18 protein-coding genes are annotated in these 17,418 nt (G+C 64.7%); 12 read left to right on the forward strand and 6 right to left on the reverse strand.

Annotation, left to right across the window (positions count from 1 at the left end; translation table 11 throughout):
* The first annotated feature begins 197 nt into the window (after positions 1-197).
* The 5 genes from XH84_RS20770 to XH84_RS20790 all read left to right on the forward strand — a co-directional run bounded on the left by XH84_RS20770 (position 198) and on the right by XH84_RS20790 (position 4,442).
* Positions 198-1,334, forward strand: coding sequence for an epoxide hydrolase family protein (locus XH84_RS20770; protein ID WP_128920058.1), 1,137 nt, complete (start codon positions 198-200; stop codon positions 1,332-1,334).
* Between the two features lie 124 nt (positions 1,335-1,458).
* A complete protein-coding gene (locus tag XH84_RS20775) occupies positions 1,459-3,069 on the forward strand; it encodes an acyl-CoA synthetase (RefSeq protein ID WP_128920057.1) in 1,611 nt (536 codons plus the stop codon).
* A gap of 10 nt (positions 3,070-3,079) precedes the next feature.
* Positions 3,080-3,547, forward strand: a complete 468-nt coding sequence (locus tag XH84_RS20780; protein WP_128920056.1) for a MarR family winged helix-turn-helix transcriptional regulator — start codon at positions 3,080-3,082, stop codon at positions 3,545-3,547.
* 80 nt (positions 3,548-3,627) lie between these two features.
* Positions 3,628-3,996, forward strand: a complete 369-nt coding sequence (locus XH84_RS20785; RefSeq protein WP_128920055.1) for a nuclear transport factor 2 family protein — start codon at positions 3,628-3,630, stop codon at positions 3,994-3,996.
* Between the two features lie 2 nt (positions 3,997-3,998).
* Complete coding sequence (locus tag XH84_RS20790; RefSeq protein WP_128920054.1) at positions 3,999-4,442, forward strand: hypothetical protein; 444 nt, start codon at positions 3,999-4,001, stop codon at positions 4,440-4,442.
* Here the strand turns inward: XH84_RS20790 and XH84_RS20795 are convergent, their stop codons facing one another.
* On the reverse strand, positions 4,443-6,671 hold the full coding sequence (locus XH84_RS20795) for an ATP-binding protein (RefSeq protein ID WP_128920053.1): 2,229 nt from the start codon (positions 6,669-6,671) through the stop codon (positions 4,443-4,445). It abuts the gene before it with no gap.
* A 259-nt stretch (positions 6,672-6,930) separates the two neighbouring features.
* On the opposite strand from XH84_RS20795, the gene XH84_RS20800 reads away from it, so the two are divergent.
* Positions 6,931-7,704, forward strand: a complete 774-nt coding sequence (locus tag XH84_RS20800) for a DUF2189 domain-containing protein (protein ID WP_128920052.1) — start codon at positions 6,931-6,933, stop codon at positions 7,702-7,704.
* Positions 7,705-7,876: 172 nt separating this feature from the next.
* Here the strand turns inward: XH84_RS20800 and XH84_RS20810 are convergent, their stop codons facing one another.
* The 3 genes from XH84_RS20810 to XH84_RS20820 are packed head-to-tail and all read right to left on the reverse strand — an operon-like array spanning position 7,877 to position 9,163.
* On the reverse strand, positions 7,877-8,389 hold the full coding sequence (locus XH84_RS20810) for an SRPBCC family protein (RefSeq protein ID WP_128920051.1): 513 nt from the start codon (positions 8,387-8,389) through the stop codon (positions 7,877-7,879).
* Entirely contained in the window at positions 8,389-8,856 is a 468-nt protein-coding gene (locus tag XH84_RS20815) for an SRPBCC family protein (protein WP_128920050.1), read from the reverse strand. Before XH84_RS20815 ends, XH84_RS20810 begins: the two co-directional genes overlap by 1 nt.
* Positions 8,849-9,163 (reverse strand): ArsR/SmtB family transcription factor, encoded by a 315-nt coding sequence (locus tag XH84_RS20820; protein ID WP_128920049.1) that lies wholly within the window; start codon positions 9,161-9,163, stop codon positions 8,849-8,851. Before XH84_RS20820 ends, XH84_RS20815 begins: the two co-directional genes overlap by 8 nt.
* Positions 9,164-9,279: 116 nt before the next feature.
* Here XH84_RS20820 and XH84_RS20825 point away from each other — a divergent pair, with 116 nt between their 5' ends.
* The 4 genes from XH84_RS20825 (at position 9,280) to XH84_RS20840 (ending at position 13,178) form a co-directional block, all read left to right on the forward strand.
* Positions 9,280-10,725, forward strand: coding sequence for an LVIVD repeat-containing protein (locus XH84_RS20825; protein ID WP_128920048.1), 1,446 nt, complete (start codon positions 9,280-9,282; stop codon positions 10,723-10,725).
* A gap of 17 nt (positions 10,726-10,742) precedes the next feature.
* A complete protein-coding gene (locus XH84_RS20830; protein ID WP_430641930.1) occupies positions 10,743-11,267 on the forward strand; it encodes a hypothetical protein in 525 nt (174 codons plus the stop codon).
* Between the two features lie 223 nt (positions 11,268-11,490).
* Complete coding sequence (locus XH84_RS20835; protein WP_181769618.1) at positions 11,491-12,111, forward strand: LysE family translocator; 621 nt, start codon at positions 11,491-11,493, stop codon at positions 12,109-12,111.
* An 83-nt stretch (positions 12,112-12,194) separates the two neighbouring features.
* Complete coding sequence (locus XH84_RS20840; RefSeq protein WP_128920046.1) at positions 12,195-13,178, forward strand: DUF3592 domain-containing protein; 984 nt, start codon at positions 12,195-12,197, stop codon at positions 13,176-13,178.
* Here the strand turns inward: XH84_RS20840 and XH84_RS20845 are convergent.
* Positions 13,175-13,981 (reverse strand): N-formylglutamate amidohydrolase, encoded by an 807-nt coding sequence (locus tag XH84_RS20845; protein ID WP_128920045.1) that lies wholly within the window; start codon positions 13,979-13,981, stop codon positions 13,175-13,177. The two genes, XH84_RS20840 and XH84_RS20845, sit on opposite strands and share 4 nt — an antisense overlap.
* A gap of 75 nt (positions 13,982-14,056) precedes the next feature.
* On the opposite strand from XH84_RS20845, the gene XH84_RS20850 reads away from it, so the two are divergent.
* The gene (locus XH84_RS20850; protein ID WP_128920044.1) at positions 14,057-14,455 is read left to right on the forward strand and encodes a gamma-glutamylcyclotransferase family protein; all 399 of its coding nucleotides are present in this window, start codon (positions 14,057-14,059) and stop codon (positions 14,453-14,455) included.
* Here the strand turns inward: XH84_RS20850 and XH84_RS20855 are convergent.
* Complete coding sequence (locus XH84_RS20855) at positions 14,452-15,015, reverse strand: chlorite dismutase family protein (protein WP_128920043.1); 564 nt, start codon at positions 15,013-15,015, stop codon at positions 14,452-14,454. The two genes, XH84_RS20850 and XH84_RS20855, sit on opposite strands and share 4 nt — an antisense overlap.
* 296 nt (positions 15,016-15,311) lie before the next feature.
* Here XH84_RS20855 and dnaG point away from each other — a divergent pair, with 296 nt between their 5' ends.
* A complete protein-coding gene (gene dnaG / locus XH84_RS20860; RefSeq protein WP_128920042.1) occupies positions 15,312-17,339 on the forward strand; it encodes a DNA primase in 2,028 nt (675 codons plus the stop codon).
* Positions 17,340-17,418 lie beyond the last annotated feature (79 nt).

Genomic DNA, 17,418 nt, shown 5'->3' on the forward strand with positions numbered 1-17,418 from the left:
GGACGTTCATCTGGTCTCTCCTTGGAACACTGAAGCTTCGCAACCTCAGCTTCCTCGGTTCAGACCAGATGGACAACCTCCTGACAGACCACAGCTAGGCCGTTCTTACCCTCCCCTGGAGGGGCCCTCCAGGGGAGGATGGGCACCTTTGATGCGGCATCGGTCCGGTCTACTCTCATAAGGAAACAGGGAGGCACATGACCGCCGTCAAACCATTCCGCATCGCCATCAGCGACGACGTCCTCACTGACCTCAAATCGCGCCTCGCTCGCACGCGCTGGCCGGAGGCCGAGCTGGTCGACGACTGGAGCCAGGGCGCGCCGCTGAAGTGGATCCGGGAGATCTGCGCCTATTGGGCCAACGACTACGACTGGCGCGCCCACGAGGCGAAGCTCAACCGCTTCGCGCAGTTCACCACCGAGATCGACGGGCTCGACATCCACTTCATCCACGTGCGCTCCAAGGAGCCGTCGGCGCTGCCGCTGATCATCACCCATGGCTGGCCCGGCTCGATCGTCGAATTCCAGAAGGTGATCGCGCCGCTGGTCGACCCCGCCGCGCATGGCGGCAATTCCGCCGATGCGTTCCACGTCGTCTGTCCCTCGCTGCCGGGCTTCGGCTTCTCGGCCAAACCCAAAGAGATCGGCTGGGGCGTCGACCGCATCGCCGCGGCCTGGGCGAAGCTGATGGAGCGGCTCGGCTATACCAGCTACGGCGCGCAAGGCGGCGACTGGGGCTCGGCGGTGACGACATCGCTCGGCGCGCAGGACCCGGCGCATTGCGCCGGCATCCACATCACGCTGTCCTTCAACTCGCCGCCGCGGATCGAGGGCGAGCCGACGGCCGAAGAGAAGCGCGCGCTGGCCGGCCTCAAGCATTATGTCGATCTCGACTCCGGCTATTCCAAGCAGCAATCGACGCGCCCGCAGACGCTCGGCTATGGCCTTACGGATTCGCCGAGCGGGCAGGCGGCCTGGATCCTGGAAAAATTCTGGGCCTGGACCGATTGCAACGGCCATCCCGAGAACATCTTCAGCAAGGACGAGCTGCTCGACAACGTCATGCTCTATTGGGCGACGGAGACGGCGACCTCCTCGGGGCGGCTCTACTGGGAGAGTTTCGGCAAGCGCCGCACCACGCCTGTCGTCAAGGTGCCGACCGGCGTTGCCGCGTTCCCCAAGGAGATCATCACGCCGGTGCGGCGCTGGATGGAGCCGAACTTCCCCAACATCACCCATTGGAGCGAGATGGAGAAGGGCGGCCACTTTGCCGCGTTCGAGCAGCCGGAGCTGTTCGTGCGTGACGTCAGGAAGTTCTTTGCGACGGTGCGGTAGCCTCCATCGTCATGCCCGGGCTTGTCCCGGGCATCCATGGCCTTAAACTGACTGACCAAGCAAGAAGAACGTGGATGGCCGGGACGAGCCCGGCCATGACGGAGTTGCTGGGAAACGCCAAGCCATGCTGACCGAAGCCAAGACCTACGACGAACTCGTCCGCAACTTCCGCTGGGACATTCCCGCGCGCTTCAACATTGCGGAAGCGTGCTGTGATCGCCATGCTGACGGCACCGGCCGGCTCGCGCTGATCTATGTCGACGACAACGGCGCGACCAGCCGCACTTCTTTCGACGAGGTTGCGGACATGTCGCGTCGCTTCGCCAATGTGCTGAAGGCGGATGGCCTTTTGCGTGGCGACCGTGTCGCGGTGTTCCTGTCGCAATCGCTGGAACTGCCGATTGCGCATATGGCGGCGTTCCGCTCCGGCCTGATCTCGATCCCGCTGTTCGCGCTGTTTGGCGAGGATGCGCTGGAATTCCGTCTGTCGAATTCGCAAGCGAGAGCCATCATCACCGATGAGGCGGGCTGGGAGAAGCTCACGAAGATCCGCGATCGGTTGCCCTATTTGCAGGACATCTATGTCACGAGCAGCGCCGTCCACGCCGGCGCAAAGCCGTTCTGGTCAGCGATCGAAGCCGCATCCGAGGACTTCGCGACCGTCGACACCTCCGCGGATGACCCCGCGCTGATCATCTACACCTCGGGCACGACAGGTAACCCGAAGGGTGCGCTGCATGCGCATCGCGTCGTGCTCGGCCATCTGCCGAACGTCGAGATGTGTCACAACTTCCTGCCGCGGCCCGGCGATCTCATGTGGACGCCGGCGGATTGGGCGTGGATCGGCGGCCTCGTCAACGGCCTGCTCGCGTTCTGGTATCACGGCATCCCGCTGGTCGGCCATCGTGCGCGAAAGTTCGAGCCGCAGGCAGCGATGCAGATGATGGCCGATCTCGGCGTCCGCAACGTCTTCCTGCCGCCGACCGCGCTCAAGCTGATGCGGCAGGCCGGCGTGAAGCACGCGGGCGTCAAGCTGCGCAGCATCTTCACCGGCGGGGAATCGCTCGGCGGCGAGCTGCTCGGCTGGGTGCGCGAGACCTTCGGCATCGACGCGCATGAAGTGTTCGGCCAGACCGAGTGCAATCTCGTGATCGGCAGCAACTCCAATTTGTTTCCGATCCGCCCGGGTTCGATGGGCAAGGCGACGCCGGGCTTCGACGTCCGCATCGTCAACGACAAGGGCGAGGAATTGCCGCGCGGCCAGCGCGGCATCATCGGCGTGCGCCAGCCATGCCCCGTCACCATGCTCGAATATTGGCGCAATCCGGAGGCGACGGCGAAGAAATATGCCGGCGCGTTTCTGCTGACCGGCGATCTCGGCGTGCAGGACGAAGACGGCTATTTCTGGTACGTCAGTCGCGAGGACGACGTCATCACCACCGCCGGCTATCGCGTCGGTCCCTCCGAGATCGAGCACACGCTGATGAAGCATCCGTCGGTGGCGATGGCGGCGGTGGTCGGCATCCCCGATCCGATCCGCACCGAATCGATCAAGGCCTGGATCGTGCTGCGGCCCGACTTTACCGGCACCGACGCGCTCGCCCGCGAGATCCAGGAGTTCGTCAAGGTCCAGCTCGCCGCGCACGAATATCCGCGTTTCGTCGAATTCGCCGAGACGCTGCCGATGACGGCGACGGGCAAGGTGCTGCGGCGCGAGCTGCGCGCGAGAGGTTAGCTTCCTGACCATGGCAAAGGCATCTCAAGCCGCGGGACTTCACCGCGCCGCGCTCGACCAGCTGCACGACCTCGATGCGGCGCTCGAGCTCATGTATTACGGCTGGCGCGGGATGACGCTGGAAGCCGACGAATACCTTGCGAAACAGGGCCTGTCGCGTCCGCACCACCGCATCCTCTACGTGGTGGCGCGCCGGCCCGATATCGCGATCGGCTCGCTGCTCGAGGTCCTCGGCATTTCCAAGCAGGCACTGAACCGGCCGCTCAATCTGCTGCTGGAGCGCAAGCTCGTCGTGTCAAAGCGCTCGCCCGAGCAGCATCGCTCGAAGCTGCTGCGCCTGACGGCTGCCGGGCAGCGCATCGAGCACCGCGCATCCGATTACGAACGCAACGTCATGCGCAAGGCGTTCGATCGCGCCGGGGCGTCGGGTGCAGCGGCTTGGATGGCCGTCATGGAGGCGATCGCCGACCACAATTGACGAGTCTCAAGTCAACATAGTTGACATGAAAGCCTGGCTTTGCCATTCTCGTCGTCGACGAGCGAGGGGAGGACCGCGTCATGGGCGGGCAGACGATGAATCGCGCGGCCGCCGGACCCTTTGTCGCGGCATGGTGCGCGAGCTGGCGCAAGGTCGATATCGATGCGGTCGTCGCGCATTTTGCCGAGGACGCGCAGATGCGCAGCCCTTTGGCGTTGACGCTGACCGGGTCTCCGGTCGTGACCGGTGCCGAGAACATCCGCGCCTACTGGCGGAAAGCCTATGGTCACATCGAAAGCGCCGACCTCAAGATATTGAGCTGGAGCTGGGACGATACGATCGCGCGGCTGATCGTATGGTGGCAGCTCGGCGACACGCGCGCCAGCGAGTTCATGGATTTCGACGATGCCGGCCGCGTCGTGCGCAGCGAAGCCTTTTACGGAAAATGACCATGCGTCTTTCGGATATCGTCCTGCTCCTCAACACGCTCTGGTTCGTCGGTGCCTTCGTCCAGTTCAGCATCGCGCAAACCAACACGCTGAAGATCTTGCTGCCGCGGGAAGAGCGGAGCAATCCGATCGCGCCGACCCTGGCGGCCAGCGTTGCGTTCCTGGGCGGAATGAACCTGCCGATCGGGCTGTTGTCGTTCTACCTCTTGGCGGCACGTCCGTCCTTCTTCCAGCCGGTCGAGGCGCAGCTCGTGCTGTTCCTGTTTTTTGCCGCCTGCCATCTCAGCCAGTTCGCCTACAACCTTCCGGTGCTGATGCGCGGCGGCCGGGTCGGGGTGGCGTACTGGCCGGTGCTGAAGGGCCCGATGCTGCGGATCTTCGTCATCGACGCGGGTCTGTTCGCGGCCAATCTCGCAGTGGCGCTTCTGCTCGCGTCGCGTTTCTAATTATCGCGACGGCGCTGCCAGGGCCGACCGCAGCATCGCGGCAAGCTGCTGCCTTCGGAACGGCTTTGTCAGAATGCGGGCGTTGATCCCGTCCGGCGTCTTGACCGGATCCTGGCTGTAGCCCGAGGTGAAGAGCACCTTGAGATCGGGCTGCAGCGCCGTTGCCTGTCTTGCGAGTTCCGGCCCGAACATGCCGCCGGGCATCACGACGTCGGTGAGCAGCAACCGGACGTCGCCGCTCTGGTGCAGCAATTCCAGCGCTGCGGGCCCGTTCGATGACGTGATGACGCGGTAGCCGAGCGTCCTGAGCTCGTTCTCGACATAAGCGCGCACCATGTCGTCGTCTTCGACGAGGAGAATGGTCTCGTGTTCCGCTTGTGTGACGATCTGCTCCGCGGGCGGCAGATCTTCGCTTGGCTGGGTTGCGAGACGGGGAAAGAACAGCCTGACGACACTGCCTTGTCCCGGCTCGGACTGCATTTGCACGAGTCCGCCGGATTGTTGTGCAAACCCGTACACCATGCTGAGGCCAAGGCCGGTCCCTTTGCCGACCTCCTTGGTCGTGAAGAACGGCTCGAAAGCGCGGCTCGCCACGTCGGGGCTCATGCCGCTGCCGGTATCCCTGACAGCCACCATGACGTAGTCTCCGGGCCGCGGCTCGCCGTTGACGTCGAGGTCGGATTCACCGAGCGAGCTGTTGCGGACCTCGACCGTCAGCTTGCCGCCTTCCGGCATCGCGTCGCGCGCGTTGAGCACGAGGTTGAGCACGGCGGTTGCCAATTGGCCGGGATCGACGCTGGCCAGCCACAGATCCGGCGCGAACGTGAAGCTGCACTCGATGTGCTCGCCCAGGGTCCGGCGCAACAGCTGCTCCATGCCGAGAATCTTTTCGGCGATGTCGATCTCTCTCGGCCGGAGCGGCTGCTTGCGCGCGAAGGCGAGCAGGCTGCGTGTCAGGTCAGAACCGCGCTCGGCGGCGGTCGCGATGTCGCCGGCGATCCGCTGCAATTCGCTATTGCCCGCCAGCCTGTCGGCAAGATGCTCCGAATTGCCGAGAATGACGGTCAACAGATTGTTGAAGTCATGCGCCACGCCACCGGTGAGCTGGCCCATGGCTTCCATCTTCTGGGACTGGCTGAGCTTGTGGCTGAGGTCCGCGATGGCGGCGCGTTGCTGCTCGAGCGACTCGGCGGTAGCGTTGAGCAGGGTCATCAATCCGCCGAGTTCGCCGCGTGGATGGGGCGTTGGAATTCGTGCGTTGAGATCGCCGCGCCCGAGCCTTTTCGCCATGACGGCGAGACGCCCGACCTGCCGCCCGATGCTCACGGTCGTGAGGATCCATAAGCCGCCCAGGAGCAGCAGCGAGGCCACCGCGAGAATCGCCATGTCCTCGTAAAGCCGGCGGTTGGCCGCCGCGACCAGTCCGTCCTTGGATCGGCCGACCAGGATGTAGAGGCCGGCCTTGCGGATCGACGGCGAGCGGGCAACCCCCCAGATCTGCGTGTGGCCCCGGCGGTCAGTGACCTCCCGAAACGGCTCGCCATCGGGCGCTACCGCGAAGCGGAACAGGTCGGAGCCCGCAATGGATCCGCCGACGGGCTCGCTCCAGCCGCCGCCCTTGGGGGCGACGACAACCGTGCCCTTGGCGTCGACGAAGAGGATATCCTTCTCGGCGAGCAGTCGCTTGTCGTGAAATTCTGCGAATTTGTTCAGGTTGAAGGACGCGAGCAGCACGAACTTCAGCGCGCCCGTCTCTGATCGCACGGGATAGGCGATCTGGAGCACCGAGAGTCCGGTGAGGCGGCCGAACACCGGTTCGACCGCGACGACGCCTTGAAGGCCCTTGACCTCTTTGAAATAGCCGCGGTCGTTCAGGTCGAGCGTGCGGTTGGTCCGCAGCGAGTCGCAGAACAGGTGGCCGTCGGGATCGATCGTCAGGATACCCGTGAACTGCGGATATTCCTCGCGGACATCCGACAGAAACGCCGAGCACGCTGCCTTGTCGCGGGTGTCGAGGTCGCGGGCACGGGCCAGCCCGTAATGAAGCTGGGCGGTGCCCTGGATCTTCTCGCTTAAGTCGCTCGCGATGTCGTCGGCGGATGCGGCCAGATTGGCCAGCGCCGCGTCGATCTCGCTGGCCCGGTTCTGCATGAACCGCAGCCCGACCAGGATCGCCGGCACGAGCATGGCCGCGATGACGAGGATCAGTAACCGGGTACGCAGGCTCATCTGTTGGGCGGTCCGTCCTGATCGTCACGCGCGCTGGTTCGAAGGTAAAACTTGCGGACGATTGCCTGCTCAGTCCATAGAAATCTGCTCGAAAATCGCACAGAAGACTAAAGAATTCGAGGCGCCGCCTTGACACCTCCGGGGGCTGGCGCCGCTCTCTTCCGTCATCCGGTATCAAGTTGCGCCTGCGCGCGGCCACGCTAATATCGTGCTCAATCTGCGCGCGACGAAAGATCGCGCCGATCTGCGGAGGATGCTGATGTCCATCTCGGGCAAGGTCGATCCGGTGGTGCGTCCCGTCGCGGCGACCGACATCGCCGAGGCGCTGGTCGAGGGGCTGCGCGATTTCCAGGCGCTGCCACTTTACGGTCTCTGCTTCGGCGCGCTCTATGCCGCCGGCGGCATCGCCATCATGCTGTGCTTCACCGCCTTCGGCATGGTCTATCTCGTCTATCCCCTGGCGGCAGGCTTCGCGCTGATCGGACCGTTCGTGGCGATCGGCCTCTACGAGGTCAGCCGCCGCCGCGAGCGCGGCGAGCCGGTCTCCTTCGGCGCGATCTGGTCCGCCGTGCGGTCGCGCAGCGAGATCGGCTGGATGGCGTTCGTCACGCTGTTCGTGTTCGTGGTCTGGATGTACCAGGTGCGGCTGCTGATCGCGCTGCTGCTCGGCCTGCACGCCTCGTTCTCCAGCCTTCAGGAATTCATGACCGTGGTTCTGACCACGAATGAGGGCCTGCTGTTCCTCGGCATCGGCAACGCGGTCGGTGCCGTGCTGTCGCTGATCCTGTTCTCGCTGACCGTGGTGTCGTTTCCGCTGCTGCTCGACCGCGAGGTGGATTTTGTCACGGCGATGGTGACGAGCGTGCGCGCGGTGGTGACGAGCCCGCTGCCGATGATCTCGTGGGCCGCCGTGATCGTGATGCTGCTCATCGTCTCGGCGCTGCCCTACTTTCTCGGGCTGATCGTGACGCTGCCGGTGCTCGGGCACGCGACCTGGCATCTCTACAGGCGGCTGGTGGCGCCGGTGCCGTAACCTCGATGTCGTCCCGGCGAACGCCGGGACCCATACCGCGTGATCTATCCATTGGAGTTGGCAGAAGTACCGAACGACGAATCTTCGCCAAACCTCTCCCTGTGGTTATGGGTCCCGGATCGGCGCTTCGCTTCGCTGCGCTTGTCCGGGACGACAGCTGGCTTTGTAGCGTCTACGGCGTCTTGATCCCCATCGCCTTCAATGCTTCCAGCATCTTCACCGGCGGAGACATCTTGATTTGGGGCGCCTTGCCTGTCTCCAGCAGGCTCTTCAATCCAGAGAGGATCGCGGGCCAGCCGGTGCGGCCGCCGGAAAGGATGTCGTCGCTGAGCTCGCGGTCGTGGCGTTCGCTCATGGTGAGGCGGACGGCTTCGCCGGCTGGCTCGATCTCGTAGGTGACGAGCGTGGTACCGAGCTTTGCGACGAGGCCCGGCCAATTGACGTTCCAGCTCACTGTGAGCTTCCTCGGCGGATCGTATTCGAACACTTCGCCGGAGATATGCTCGGAGCCGTCGGGTGCGCGCACGATGAAAGTGCCGCCGAGCCTCGGCTCCATCTCCACCGCAAAGCCGGAGAAATACTTTCGGCTGAACTCGGCCGAGGTCAGCGCCTCCCATACTTTCTCCGGCGTGGAGGCGATGTAGATGGTGTAGAGGGTCAGCGGCTTGAATTGATCGAACTTCATCACGCAAATCCTTCGATGCCGAGCGCGGCGGGCGGGATCGTCGGCGCCTTGCCGGTTTCCAGCAGGCTCTTGAGCCCGGAGAGAATGGCGGGCCAGCCCTTGGAGATGCCGTCGAGCAGCTTGCTGCCCGTGGTGAAGCCTTCGTGCGTCACCGTCAGCTTCACGAGATTGCCGTAGGGCGCCAAAGTGAAGACGACTTTGGTCGCAGCCTCGTTCCGCATCTCCTCCATCAATTCGTGCTTGAACGTGTAGGAAAGCCGCCGCGGCCGATCGGCCTCGAGGATCTCGCCGGTGTCCGTGACCTTGCCGCCCATCACGAGGGCAAAGGGCGAGCCGACCTTCCAGTCGGATCTGACTTCGGTGTCGAACCAGTATTGGCGCGTGAACGCGCTTGACGTCAGCGCCTCCCACAGCTTTTCCGGCGTGGTCTCGATATAGGTCACGTAGACGAATTCCGGCTTACTCATCGCGCTTCTCCAACTGGCGTTTCAGCTCGCCGAGCGCGGCGAGCTTGCCGCGCTCGAATTTCTTGATCCAGCGTTCGCCGATCTGATGGATCGGCACCGGGTTGAGGTAGTGCAGCTTTTCCCGGCCATGCCTGATGGTCGTGACGAGGTTGGCCTCCTCCAGAACAGCAAGGTGCTTGGTCACGGCCTGGCGCGTCATCGCAAGGCCCTCGCAGAGTTCGTTGAGCGTCTGCCCGTTCCTGGCGTGAAGCCGGTCCAAGAGCGAGCGTCGTGATGCATCGGCGAGCGCTTTGAAGACCTCATCCATGGCAACGATAATAGGCAACCAAATGGTTGCATGTCAAGATGGTGTCTTTGGCGCGCGCGAGCGGCCGTGCTAGCCTTTCATCTCAGCCAACGCAGATTGGTTCCGGGAGAACTTTCATGTTCCGTCGCGTTTCACTTGCTGCCGCCCTTGTCCTTTTCGCTTGCAGCACCGCGGCCGAGGCTCAGAAGCAAACCGTCGGCGCGCCGCCTGAAGCGTCCAACATGAAGCTCGTCGGCACCAGCGACCTCCAGGCCCGCAGCGCCTATCAGCCGACCATCCATCACCAGGGCGATCGCTGGATCGCCTATATCGGCCATCACGGCGGCACCGACGACGTGCCCGCTCCCGTCAACCCGATGACGGGTAAGGCCGAGTCGAACGGAACCTCGATCGTCGACGTCACCGATCCCGCGCGCCCGAAATATCTGCGGCATCTGCCGGGGCAGGAGGGCAAGTATGAATCCGGCGGCGCGCAGATGGTGCGGATCTGCGACGGCAAGGGGCTATCGAAGGGCGATCCCAACGCGGTCTACATGCTCAGGACCTTCGGCAGCGAGGCGCATGAGATCTGGAACGTCACCGACCCCGCCAGTCCGGTGCTCATCGCGCGCATTGGCGGGTTGAAGGACACGCACAAGAGCTGGTGGGAATGCGACACCGGCATTGCCTATCTCGTTTCGGGCGCGCCGGATTGGCGCACGCGACGCATGACGCAGATCTATGATCTCTCCGATCCCGCGCATCCGCAGAAGATCCGCGACTTTGGTCTGCCGGGCCAGGAGCCCGGTTCGACCGGCGCGGTGCCGACCGAGTTGCACGGGCCGATCTCGACCGGGCCCGATGGCAACCGCGTCTATTTCGGTTACGGCACCAACAAGGGCGGCATTTTGCAGATCGTCGACCGCGACAAGCTCCTGAACGGGGCGAAGGAGCCGACGCCGGACAATCTGCGCTATCCCGAGATTTCGCGTCTGCCAATGTCCGCCTTCAATGGCGCGCACACCACGTTCCCGATGCTCGACATGCCCATCGCCGAATTCGCCGAGGACAAGGACGGCAAGACCCGCGACATCGTCATGATCGTGGACGAGGCGATCCTCAACGAATGCGGCGAGGCGCGGCAGATGGTGTGGTTCGCCGACGTCACCACCGAGACGCGGCCGACGATGATCTCGAGCTACACCGTGCCGGAGGCGAGCGGGCAGTTCTGCCAGCGCGGCGGCCGGTTCGGCTCGCATTCCTCCAACGAGAGCATGGCGCCGGTCTATTACAAGAAGATGGCCTTCATCGCCTTCTTCAATGCCGGCGTGCGCGCGCTCGACATCCGCGATCCCTATCATCCGAAGGAAGTCGGCTACTTCATTCCGTCGATCACCAGTGCGACCGACAAGCGCTGCATTCCCATCGAAGGCGGCGAACGCTGCAAGGTGGCGATCCAGACCAACAATGTCGAGACCGACGACCGTGGCTACATCTATATCGTCGACCGCGCCAATACCGGCCTGCACATCCTCGAGCTGACGGGACCCGCGCGCGCAGTTGCCGGCCTGCCGAAGGGCTGACGATGCGGCGCGTGGCGATGATCGCAGGCCTGGCCATTGCGTTCGGTGCGTCCGCCGTCGGCGCCTATCAACTTGCACCGCCAGCGCAGGAATCGGCGCATTGGCGCGAGATCGCGTGGCCGTTTCCCCGAGACGGATGGCCCGGGGGCCGGGCATTCCGCTGCGACGGCGTCTGCGTGGGTGCCGAGCTCTACGTCCGCGCCAAGCGCGGCTTCTGCAATTGCGACACGGGCGTCGCCGATGACGACGAGGTCGATCGTGTCGCCGACATCGACCTCATCAGCCCGCGCTTTGCGGCGGTGGCAGCCGGCGCGATTGTGAGGGTGAGCGCCATGCAGGGCCGCATCAGGCATTATGGCCTCGTCATGCCTGATGGCACCCGCCACGCCGCCGCCGGGATCGCGCTGTCGCGTCGCTGCGACCTGCTCGTCGCGGTAGCCCAAGGCGCGGGCGATGCGAACACCGTGCAACGCGAGGCGCTGCTGTTTCTGGAAACGCCGGAGATGAGGACATGGGCGACGGCGGCATTGGATGGAAGGTGAGGGGACGCACGATCTCCCTACGTCTCCGCTGTCATCGCCCGCGAAAGCGGGTGATCCAGTCCTCCGCGGCGGACTCGGGAATACGGAAAGGCCGCGGCGTACTGGATACCCGCCTTCGCGGGTATGACACCGGTGGTGAGACAGAGAGATTGCGCTCATCCGGCTTCCGTTCCCGCCTCCGCCATGCATTAATATCCCAAACCGCTCTCAGCCGAGTCCTCCCATGATGTCCATGCAAGCCTATTTCGCCTTCGTCGCCGCCTGCATTGCGCTGGCGCTGCTGCCGGGGCCGATCGTCACCCTCGTCATCGCCAACGGCCTGCGCCACGGCACGCGTGCCGCGCTGACCAACGTTGCCGGTGCGCAAGCCGGCCTTGCCATCGTCATCGGCATCGTCGCGGTCGGCCTGACCTCGCTGATGGCGACCATGGGCTACTGGTTCGACTGGGTGCGCTTTGCCGGCGCCGCCTATCTGGTCTGGCTCGGCATCAGGCTGATCTGGGCGCCGGTCGAAGGCGTCAATGTCGACGAGCCGCCGGTGCCGCCGCGCGGCGGCTTCTTCCTGCAAGGTTTTCTGGTGCTGCTGTCGAACCCGAAGGTGCTGGTGTTCTTCGGCGCCTTCATCCCGCAGTTCATGGACATGAACCAACCGCACGTTCCGCAAGTCGCGCTGCTGGGCGCCACCTTCATGGTCACCGCCGTGATGACGGATGCGCTCTACGCCATCGCCGCCGGCCGCGCGCGAAAGTTCTTCTCGGCGCGCCGCACGCGGATGATGTCGCGGATCTCCGGCGGCTTCATGATCGGCGGCGGCATCTGGCTGGCGCTGACGCGGGCGAAATAACCGCTTCCGGGCCGGTTTGGGTTGAACCCCTCGCCGCGGCGATGCGTCCAATCGGGCATTGCCGCTGACGAAGGATTTTTGCCGTGCCCGATTTGCCCTGGTCCGTCTATGCGATGCTGCTCGCGCCACTTGGACTTCTCCTGGTCGCAGCCATCGTCAAGACCTGGCAGGCCCGCGAGGCGCGAAGCTGGCCGCAGGCGCCGGGCAAGGTCGTCACCTCGGTTGCGGAGGTGCGCGAGGTCAGGGTCTCCGACGACGACCGCGAGGAAGGCTATCGCCTCGAGAAACGCAATTTTGCAAATGTGACGTATGAGTATGCGGTCGGCGGCCGCAAGCTGCGCTGCAACCGCATTTCGATCGGCGAGGACCTCGGTAATTTCCAAGTCGCCGAGAAGCTGGCGAAATATCCCGCCGGCAGCATCGTCACCGTCTACTACAATCCCCGCCATCCCGATCAGGCCGTGCTCGAGCGCGATCTGCCCAAGGGCCTGTGGGGCTGCCTCGGTACCGGCACGGCGATCGTGCTGGTCATCGTGTTCGGCTCTGCGTTCGGTTTCAAGCAGAGCTACGACTTCCTCGCTCACCATATCGGGCGGCCGGATCTTGCAGGCCTCGTCGTCGGCTTCGGAGCGTTTGGGCTCGCTATCGCGCTGATGGGACTTGCCGTGCGGCGGCAGGCCTCGCTGGCCAAGCGCTGGCCGGTAGTGCCGGGCACGATTAAAGTGTCCGCGATGGAGCAATATTACGAGGCGAGCGAACCCGGCGAAAGTCGCGGCCACGAGATGTTCGGCAAGCGGGTGACTTACAGTTACAGCTATCAGAACGTCAGCTACACCAACGAATGCGCGCGTGTTGCGACCGCATTGACGTCGGATCGCGACAAGATGCTGGACAAGCTCCTGTCGCGCTACAAGGACGGCGCGAACGTCCGCGTCAGCGTCAATCCCGACAACCCGGCCGAAGCAACGCTCGACGCGCGCGGCGATGGCCGTGTCGCCTGGGTGCTGTGGGGCATCGCCGCCGTCTTTGCCGCGCTCGCGCTATTCGTAGCGACGCGAGGCGCCTAATCGACCAGCGACGCTGCTCTCAATTCGACCTCGATCTCGGCAAAAATCCGCGCCAGCCGCTCGGCCCATTGCTGTTGGCCGGATTGATCGGCAATCAGATCCTGGCGGATCTCGATGCCCGTGTTGACGAGGCCACGGCCTTCGCCGTGGACGGGAATGGTGTAGTCGGTGTGATCGTTCACCGCATAGGGCTCGTTGTCGCCGACGACGAGATCGCTTTCGGCACGTAAGTGTTTGAGCAGCAGCTGCGGCAGCACGGTGTCGCGGTTATACAGGGCGCCGATGTGCCAGGGCCGCGCGACGCCGGCATAAACAGGGGTAAAACTGTGCAGCGACACCAGCACGGTCGGCCGCTCGTCGTGCAGGCGGCGGTTGATCGCGGCTTCGATGCGGTGATGATAGGGCTCGAAAATCTCGCGCCGCCGCGCCGCGCGCTCCTCGTCCGAGATGCCCTCGTTGCGCGGGATCGCGGTGGCCTCTGAGATCACGGGGATCGAGCTCACGGCGCCGGCGGGGCGGTTGCAGTCGATCACGAGCCGCGAATAGCGCTGCGCGATCAGATGCGCGTCCAGCATCTCGGCGAGCCGCTCGGCGACGCCGGCAATGCCGATGTCCCAGGCGATGTGCCGCGTCAGCTCGGCCTCGGCGACGCCGAGGTCGCCGAGCGCGCGCGGCAGCACCCGCCCGTAATGATCCGAGGTGAGCAGAAACGGCGATGTTCCCACCGCATTCACCTCATGCACGGGCGGAATGTCGTCCTCGCCGAGCAGTTGATCGGTCGCCTCGGCCGTATGCAGGTCCATCCTGATTGCCTATGAAACGATTACGTGTCTAAACGGAGTATCGATATTGCAACGACGTCGCAACGTTAGAACAGCATGACCTCCGATCGCCTCTTCGTCTACGGCACCCTGATGCGCGGCTTCGACCATCCGATGGCGCGGCTGCTGGCGGGACACGCGGATTTTCTGGGTGAAGCGACCTGCCGCGGCCGGCTCGTTCTGGTGAAGCATTATCCGGGATTGCTGCTGTCGGAGGCGGCCTCCGATCTCGTCCATGGCGAACTCTTTCGGATGCGCGTGCCTGACGAGCTGCTGCGCGAGCTCGACATGTACGAAGCCTGCGGCGAAGGCTTTCCCGAGCCGACCGAATATCTGCGCCGGCTGGTCGAGGTGACATTGCCCGACGGCACCACGGAGAAGGCCTGGACTTACGTCTATAACTGGCCCGTCACCGATCTGCCGCGCATCGAGTCCGGCCGCTTTCTCGAGCATTAAGCCGACAGCACTTCCTTCACCGCGCGCATGTCGACCTCGCGCTCGACGTAGCTCCACTCCTCGGTCCGCCTGAGCATCGCAACCAGCTCCTCGAACAGCGAGGCATGCGCGGGGGCGAATTCGAACCAGGTGAGGAAATCGAAGGGCTCGCCGAGGTCGCGGCAATGATAGAGCTGGCGCGCGATCGCGGGCAGGAAGCGAAGACTGCTCGCGATATGGTGCGATCTGTCCTCGAAAATCTTGCGCCGCTCTTCCTGCGTCAGCTCCCACCAGGCCTGCGACTTGCGGATCGGGATCAGCGCCGCGGAGGTCGCCTCGGGACGGCCGAGCCCGGCCTGCACGGCGACAAGCTGTTGCTTCTCGGCCCGCTCGGTGTAGCGCAAGCTGCTGGCAACGCCGACCAGCCGCCAGGCATTGCGCGAGGGCACCAGCGGCAACGACACGGCCTCGCTGTCGGTCACCGACAACGCAGGGACGAAGGGCAGGGGCTCGCCCGTCACTGCTACAATCGAGTTCACCCGCCAGCCCCCGCTCTGGCCGCCTCGAAACGTCCTGAACATGGGGATATGGAAGCGTGGAACCGGGCGCGGTTCAAGCTTTTCCGCTTCCCAACCCGTCATCCTGAGGTGCGAGTGGCGCGATGCCCGGCATCGCGCCGGGAGCCTCGAAGGATGAATCGGCCCGGATGCCGCCGGGCCGCCGCCCTTCGAGGCTCGCCGAAGAGGCGAGCACCTCAGGGTGACGGATCGAGGGCCTGTGAACAGCGCGCATAATCCTCACAAACCTGACTTTTAGGCCCGTCGTCCCTATATCCCTGATCCTTCGCCCGACTCAAACGCTCGGCTAGACTCACCCCATGCGCTTCACGCCCCAGTTCCTCGACGAGCTTCGTGCCCGGCTTTCGGTCTCCGAAGTCGTGGGTAAGCGCGTCAAGCTGAAGAAGGCGGGGCGGGAGTGGAAGGGGCTGTCGCCGTTCCAGCAGGAGAAGACGCCGTCCTTCTACGTCAACGACCAGAAGGGTTTTTACCACGACTTCTCCTCCGGCAAGCACGGCGACATCATCAGCTTCGTGATGGAGACCGACGGCCTGCCGTTCGCGGAGGCCGTGGAGCGGCTCGCGGGCATGGCGGGCCTGGCGCTGCCCGCGGTGACGCCGGATGCGGCCCGGCACGAGCAGCGGCGCCGCACGCTGCATGACGTCATGGATCTCGCCGCGACCTATTTCGCGGAGACGCTGGCCTCGCGCGTCGGTGCCAAGGCTCGCGGCTATCTCGCCGACCGCGCGATCTCGCCGGCGACGCAATTGCAGTTCCGCCTCGGCTATGCCTCGCCCGATCGCTTCGCGCTGAAGGAGCACCTCGGCAAGCTCGGCATCTCCGTCGACGACATGGTCGAGACCGGCCTGTTGATCGGCGGTGACGACATTCCCGTGCCTTACGACCGCTTCCGCGATCGGGTGATGTTTCCGATCACGGATCTGCGCGGCCGCGTCATCGCCTTCGGCGGGCGCGCGCTGGAGAAGGACGTTCCGGCCAAATACCTGAACTCGCCGGAGACGCCGCTCTTCCACAAGGGCGACAACCTCTACAACCACCAGACCGCGCGCAAGGCGACGCATGATGGCGCATCGCTGATCGTGGTCGAAGGCTATGTCGACGTCATCGCCATGGTCACTGCGGGTTTTGCAGGCAGCGTCGCGCCGCTCGGCACGGCGCTGACCGAGAGCCAGCTCGCGCTGCTCTGGAAGATGGCGGACGAGCCGATCCTCTGCTTCGACGGCGACCGCGCCGGCCAGAAGGCGGCCTATCGTGCCGCGGACCTCGCGCTGCCTTTCCTCGCGCCTGGCAAGAGCCTTCGCTTCGCGCTGCTGCCGGAGGGGCAGGACCCCGACGATCTCGCCCGCTCCGGTGGTCGCGCCGCGATTGAGGAAGTGATTGGAGCGGCCCGTCCGCTCGCCGACATGATCTGGTCGCGCGAGCTCGAAGGCGGCAACTTTGCTACGCCCGAGCGCCGCGCCGCGCTGGAGGCGCGCATCAAGGAGCTCACCAACGGCATCCGCGACGAGGTGGTGCGGCGCTATTATCGCGACGAGTTCGTCGAGCGGCTGCAGCGCACCTTTGCTCCCGAAGGCGGGCGCGGCGGCTTCGGCGGCCGGGGCAATTTCCGCCAAGGCCAAGGCGGTGGCGGCCGTCCCTTCCAGCAGAGGGGCGGGGGGGCGAATCGATTCGGCGGCCAAGGATATGGTGGAGGCTTCGGTGGCGGGCGCCGCGGGCCGCCTGGCCCCACTCCGCTACCGTCAGGCCCCTACCAGGCAGCCAGCCCCCAGCTGGCGGCCAGTCCGATCATGAAGGGTCAGCGCAGCGCCATCTCCCGCCGGGAGGCCCTGATCCTGCAATGCCTGATCAACCACCCCTGGCTGCTGCACGACCACCTCGAGGAGGTCGCCGCCCTGGAGCTGGCCCATCCCGAGGCCCACAAGCTCAGGGCGGGCGTCATCGCCGCCTTCGCCAACGACCATCACCACTCGCCTGACCCCGAGGAGCAGGCCGAGAAGATGCGAGGCGATCTCGCGAAGGGGGGATTTTCGCAAGTTCTTCAAAGGGTTGAAAACGGAATCACCACCGCCGCGGTATGGGGCGCGCGCGAGGGCGCGGCGCGGGACGATGTTCTTGCGACCTGGCATCAGCTGGTTGCCTTGCATCGGCAATGGCATTCACTACTTAGAGAGCTGAAGGACGCCGAGCTGGCCTTGGGGGAGGACCCCAGCGAGGCCAATCTGGCATGGCTGCGTGACGTCAAGGCTCGGATAGGCGAAGTCGACGGCACCGAAGCCCTGATCGAGGGTTTTGGCGAGCTGTCTGGTCGGTTCCAGAAGAGTATGTGATGAAAGAATCATGCGGACGGCCGGGGCCGGAACCGCTAAAAGACTCGCCAAATCCTGGGTTTGGCGGCAAAAACAGGGT

It is taken from the genome of Bradyrhizobium nanningense, from assembly GCF_004114535.1.
Classification (GTDB): domain Bacteria; phylum Pseudomonadota; class Alphaproteobacteria; order Rhizobiales; family Xanthobacteraceae; genus Bradyrhizobium; species Bradyrhizobium nanningense.

What these genes read in the sequence shown, in the direction of transcription:
- dnaG (WP_128920042.1), top strand. Translation starts at nt 15,312, where the DNA reads ATGCGCTTCACGCCCCAGTTCCTCGACGAGCTTCGTGCCCGGCTTTCG.
- XH84_RS20770 (WP_128920058.1), top strand. Translation starts at nt 198, where the DNA reads ATGACCGCCGTCAAACCATTCCGCATCGCCATCAGCGACGACGTCCTC.
- XH84_RS20780 (WP_128920056.1), top strand. Translation starts at nt 3,080, where the DNA reads ATGGCAAAGGCATCTCAAGCCGCGGGACTTCACCGCGCCGCGCTCGAC.
- XH84_RS20795 (WP_128920053.1), bottom strand. Translation starts at nt 6,671, where the DNA reads ATGAGCCTGCGTACCCGGTTACTGATCCTCGTCATCGCGGCCATGCTC.
- XH84_RS20835 (WP_181769618.1), top strand. Translation starts at nt 11,491, where the DNA reads ATGATGTCCATGCAAGCCTATTTCGCCTTCGTCGCCGCCTGCATTGCG.
- XH84_RS20845 (WP_128920045.1), bottom strand. Translation starts at nt 13,981, where the DNA reads ATGGACCTGCATACGGCCGAGGCGACCGATCAACTGCTCGGCGAGGAC.
- XH84_RS20815 (WP_128920050.1), bottom strand. Translation starts at nt 8,856, where the DNA reads ATGAGTAAGCCGGAATTCGTCTACGTGACCTATATCGAGACCACGCCG.
- XH84_RS20785 (WP_128920055.1), top strand. Translation starts at nt 3,628, where the DNA reads ATGGGCGGGCAGACGATGAATCGCGCGGCCGCCGGACCCTTTGTCGCG.
- XH84_RS20825 (WP_128920048.1), top strand. Translation starts at nt 9,280, where the DNA reads ATGTTCCGTCGCGTTTCACTTGCTGCCGCCCTTGTCCTTTTCGCTTGC.
- XH84_RS20830 (WP_430641930.1), top strand. Translation starts at nt 10,743, where the DNA reads ATGATCGCAGGCCTGGCCATTGCGTTCGGTGCGTCCGCCGTCGGCGCC.
- XH84_RS20855 (WP_128920043.1), bottom strand. Translation starts at nt 15,015, where the DNA reads ATGTTCAGGACGTTTCGAGGCGGCCAGAGCGGGGGCTGGCGGGTGAAC.
- XH84_RS20850 (WP_128920044.1), top strand. Translation starts at nt 14,057, where the DNA reads ATGACCTCCGATCGCCTCTTCGTCTACGGCACCCTGATGCGCGGCTTC.
- XH84_RS20820 (WP_128920049.1), bottom strand. Translation starts at nt 9,163, where the DNA reads ATGGATGAGGTCTTCAAAGCGCTCGCCGATGCATCACGACGCTCGCTC.
- XH84_RS20790 (WP_128920054.1), top strand. Translation starts at nt 3,999, where the DNA reads ATGCGTCTTTCGGATATCGTCCTGCTCCTCAACACGCTCTGGTTCGTC.
- XH84_RS20810 (WP_128920051.1), bottom strand. Translation starts at nt 8,389, where the DNA reads ATGAAGTTCGATCAATTCAAGCCGCTGACCCTCTACACCATCTACATC.
- XH84_RS20775 (WP_128920057.1), top strand. Translation starts at nt 1,459, where the DNA reads ATGCTGACCGAAGCCAAGACCTACGACGAACTCGTCCGCAACTTCCGC.
- XH84_RS20800 (WP_128920052.1), top strand. Translation starts at nt 6,931, where the DNA reads ATGTCCATCTCGGGCAAGGTCGATCCGGTGGTGCGTCCCGTCGCGGCG.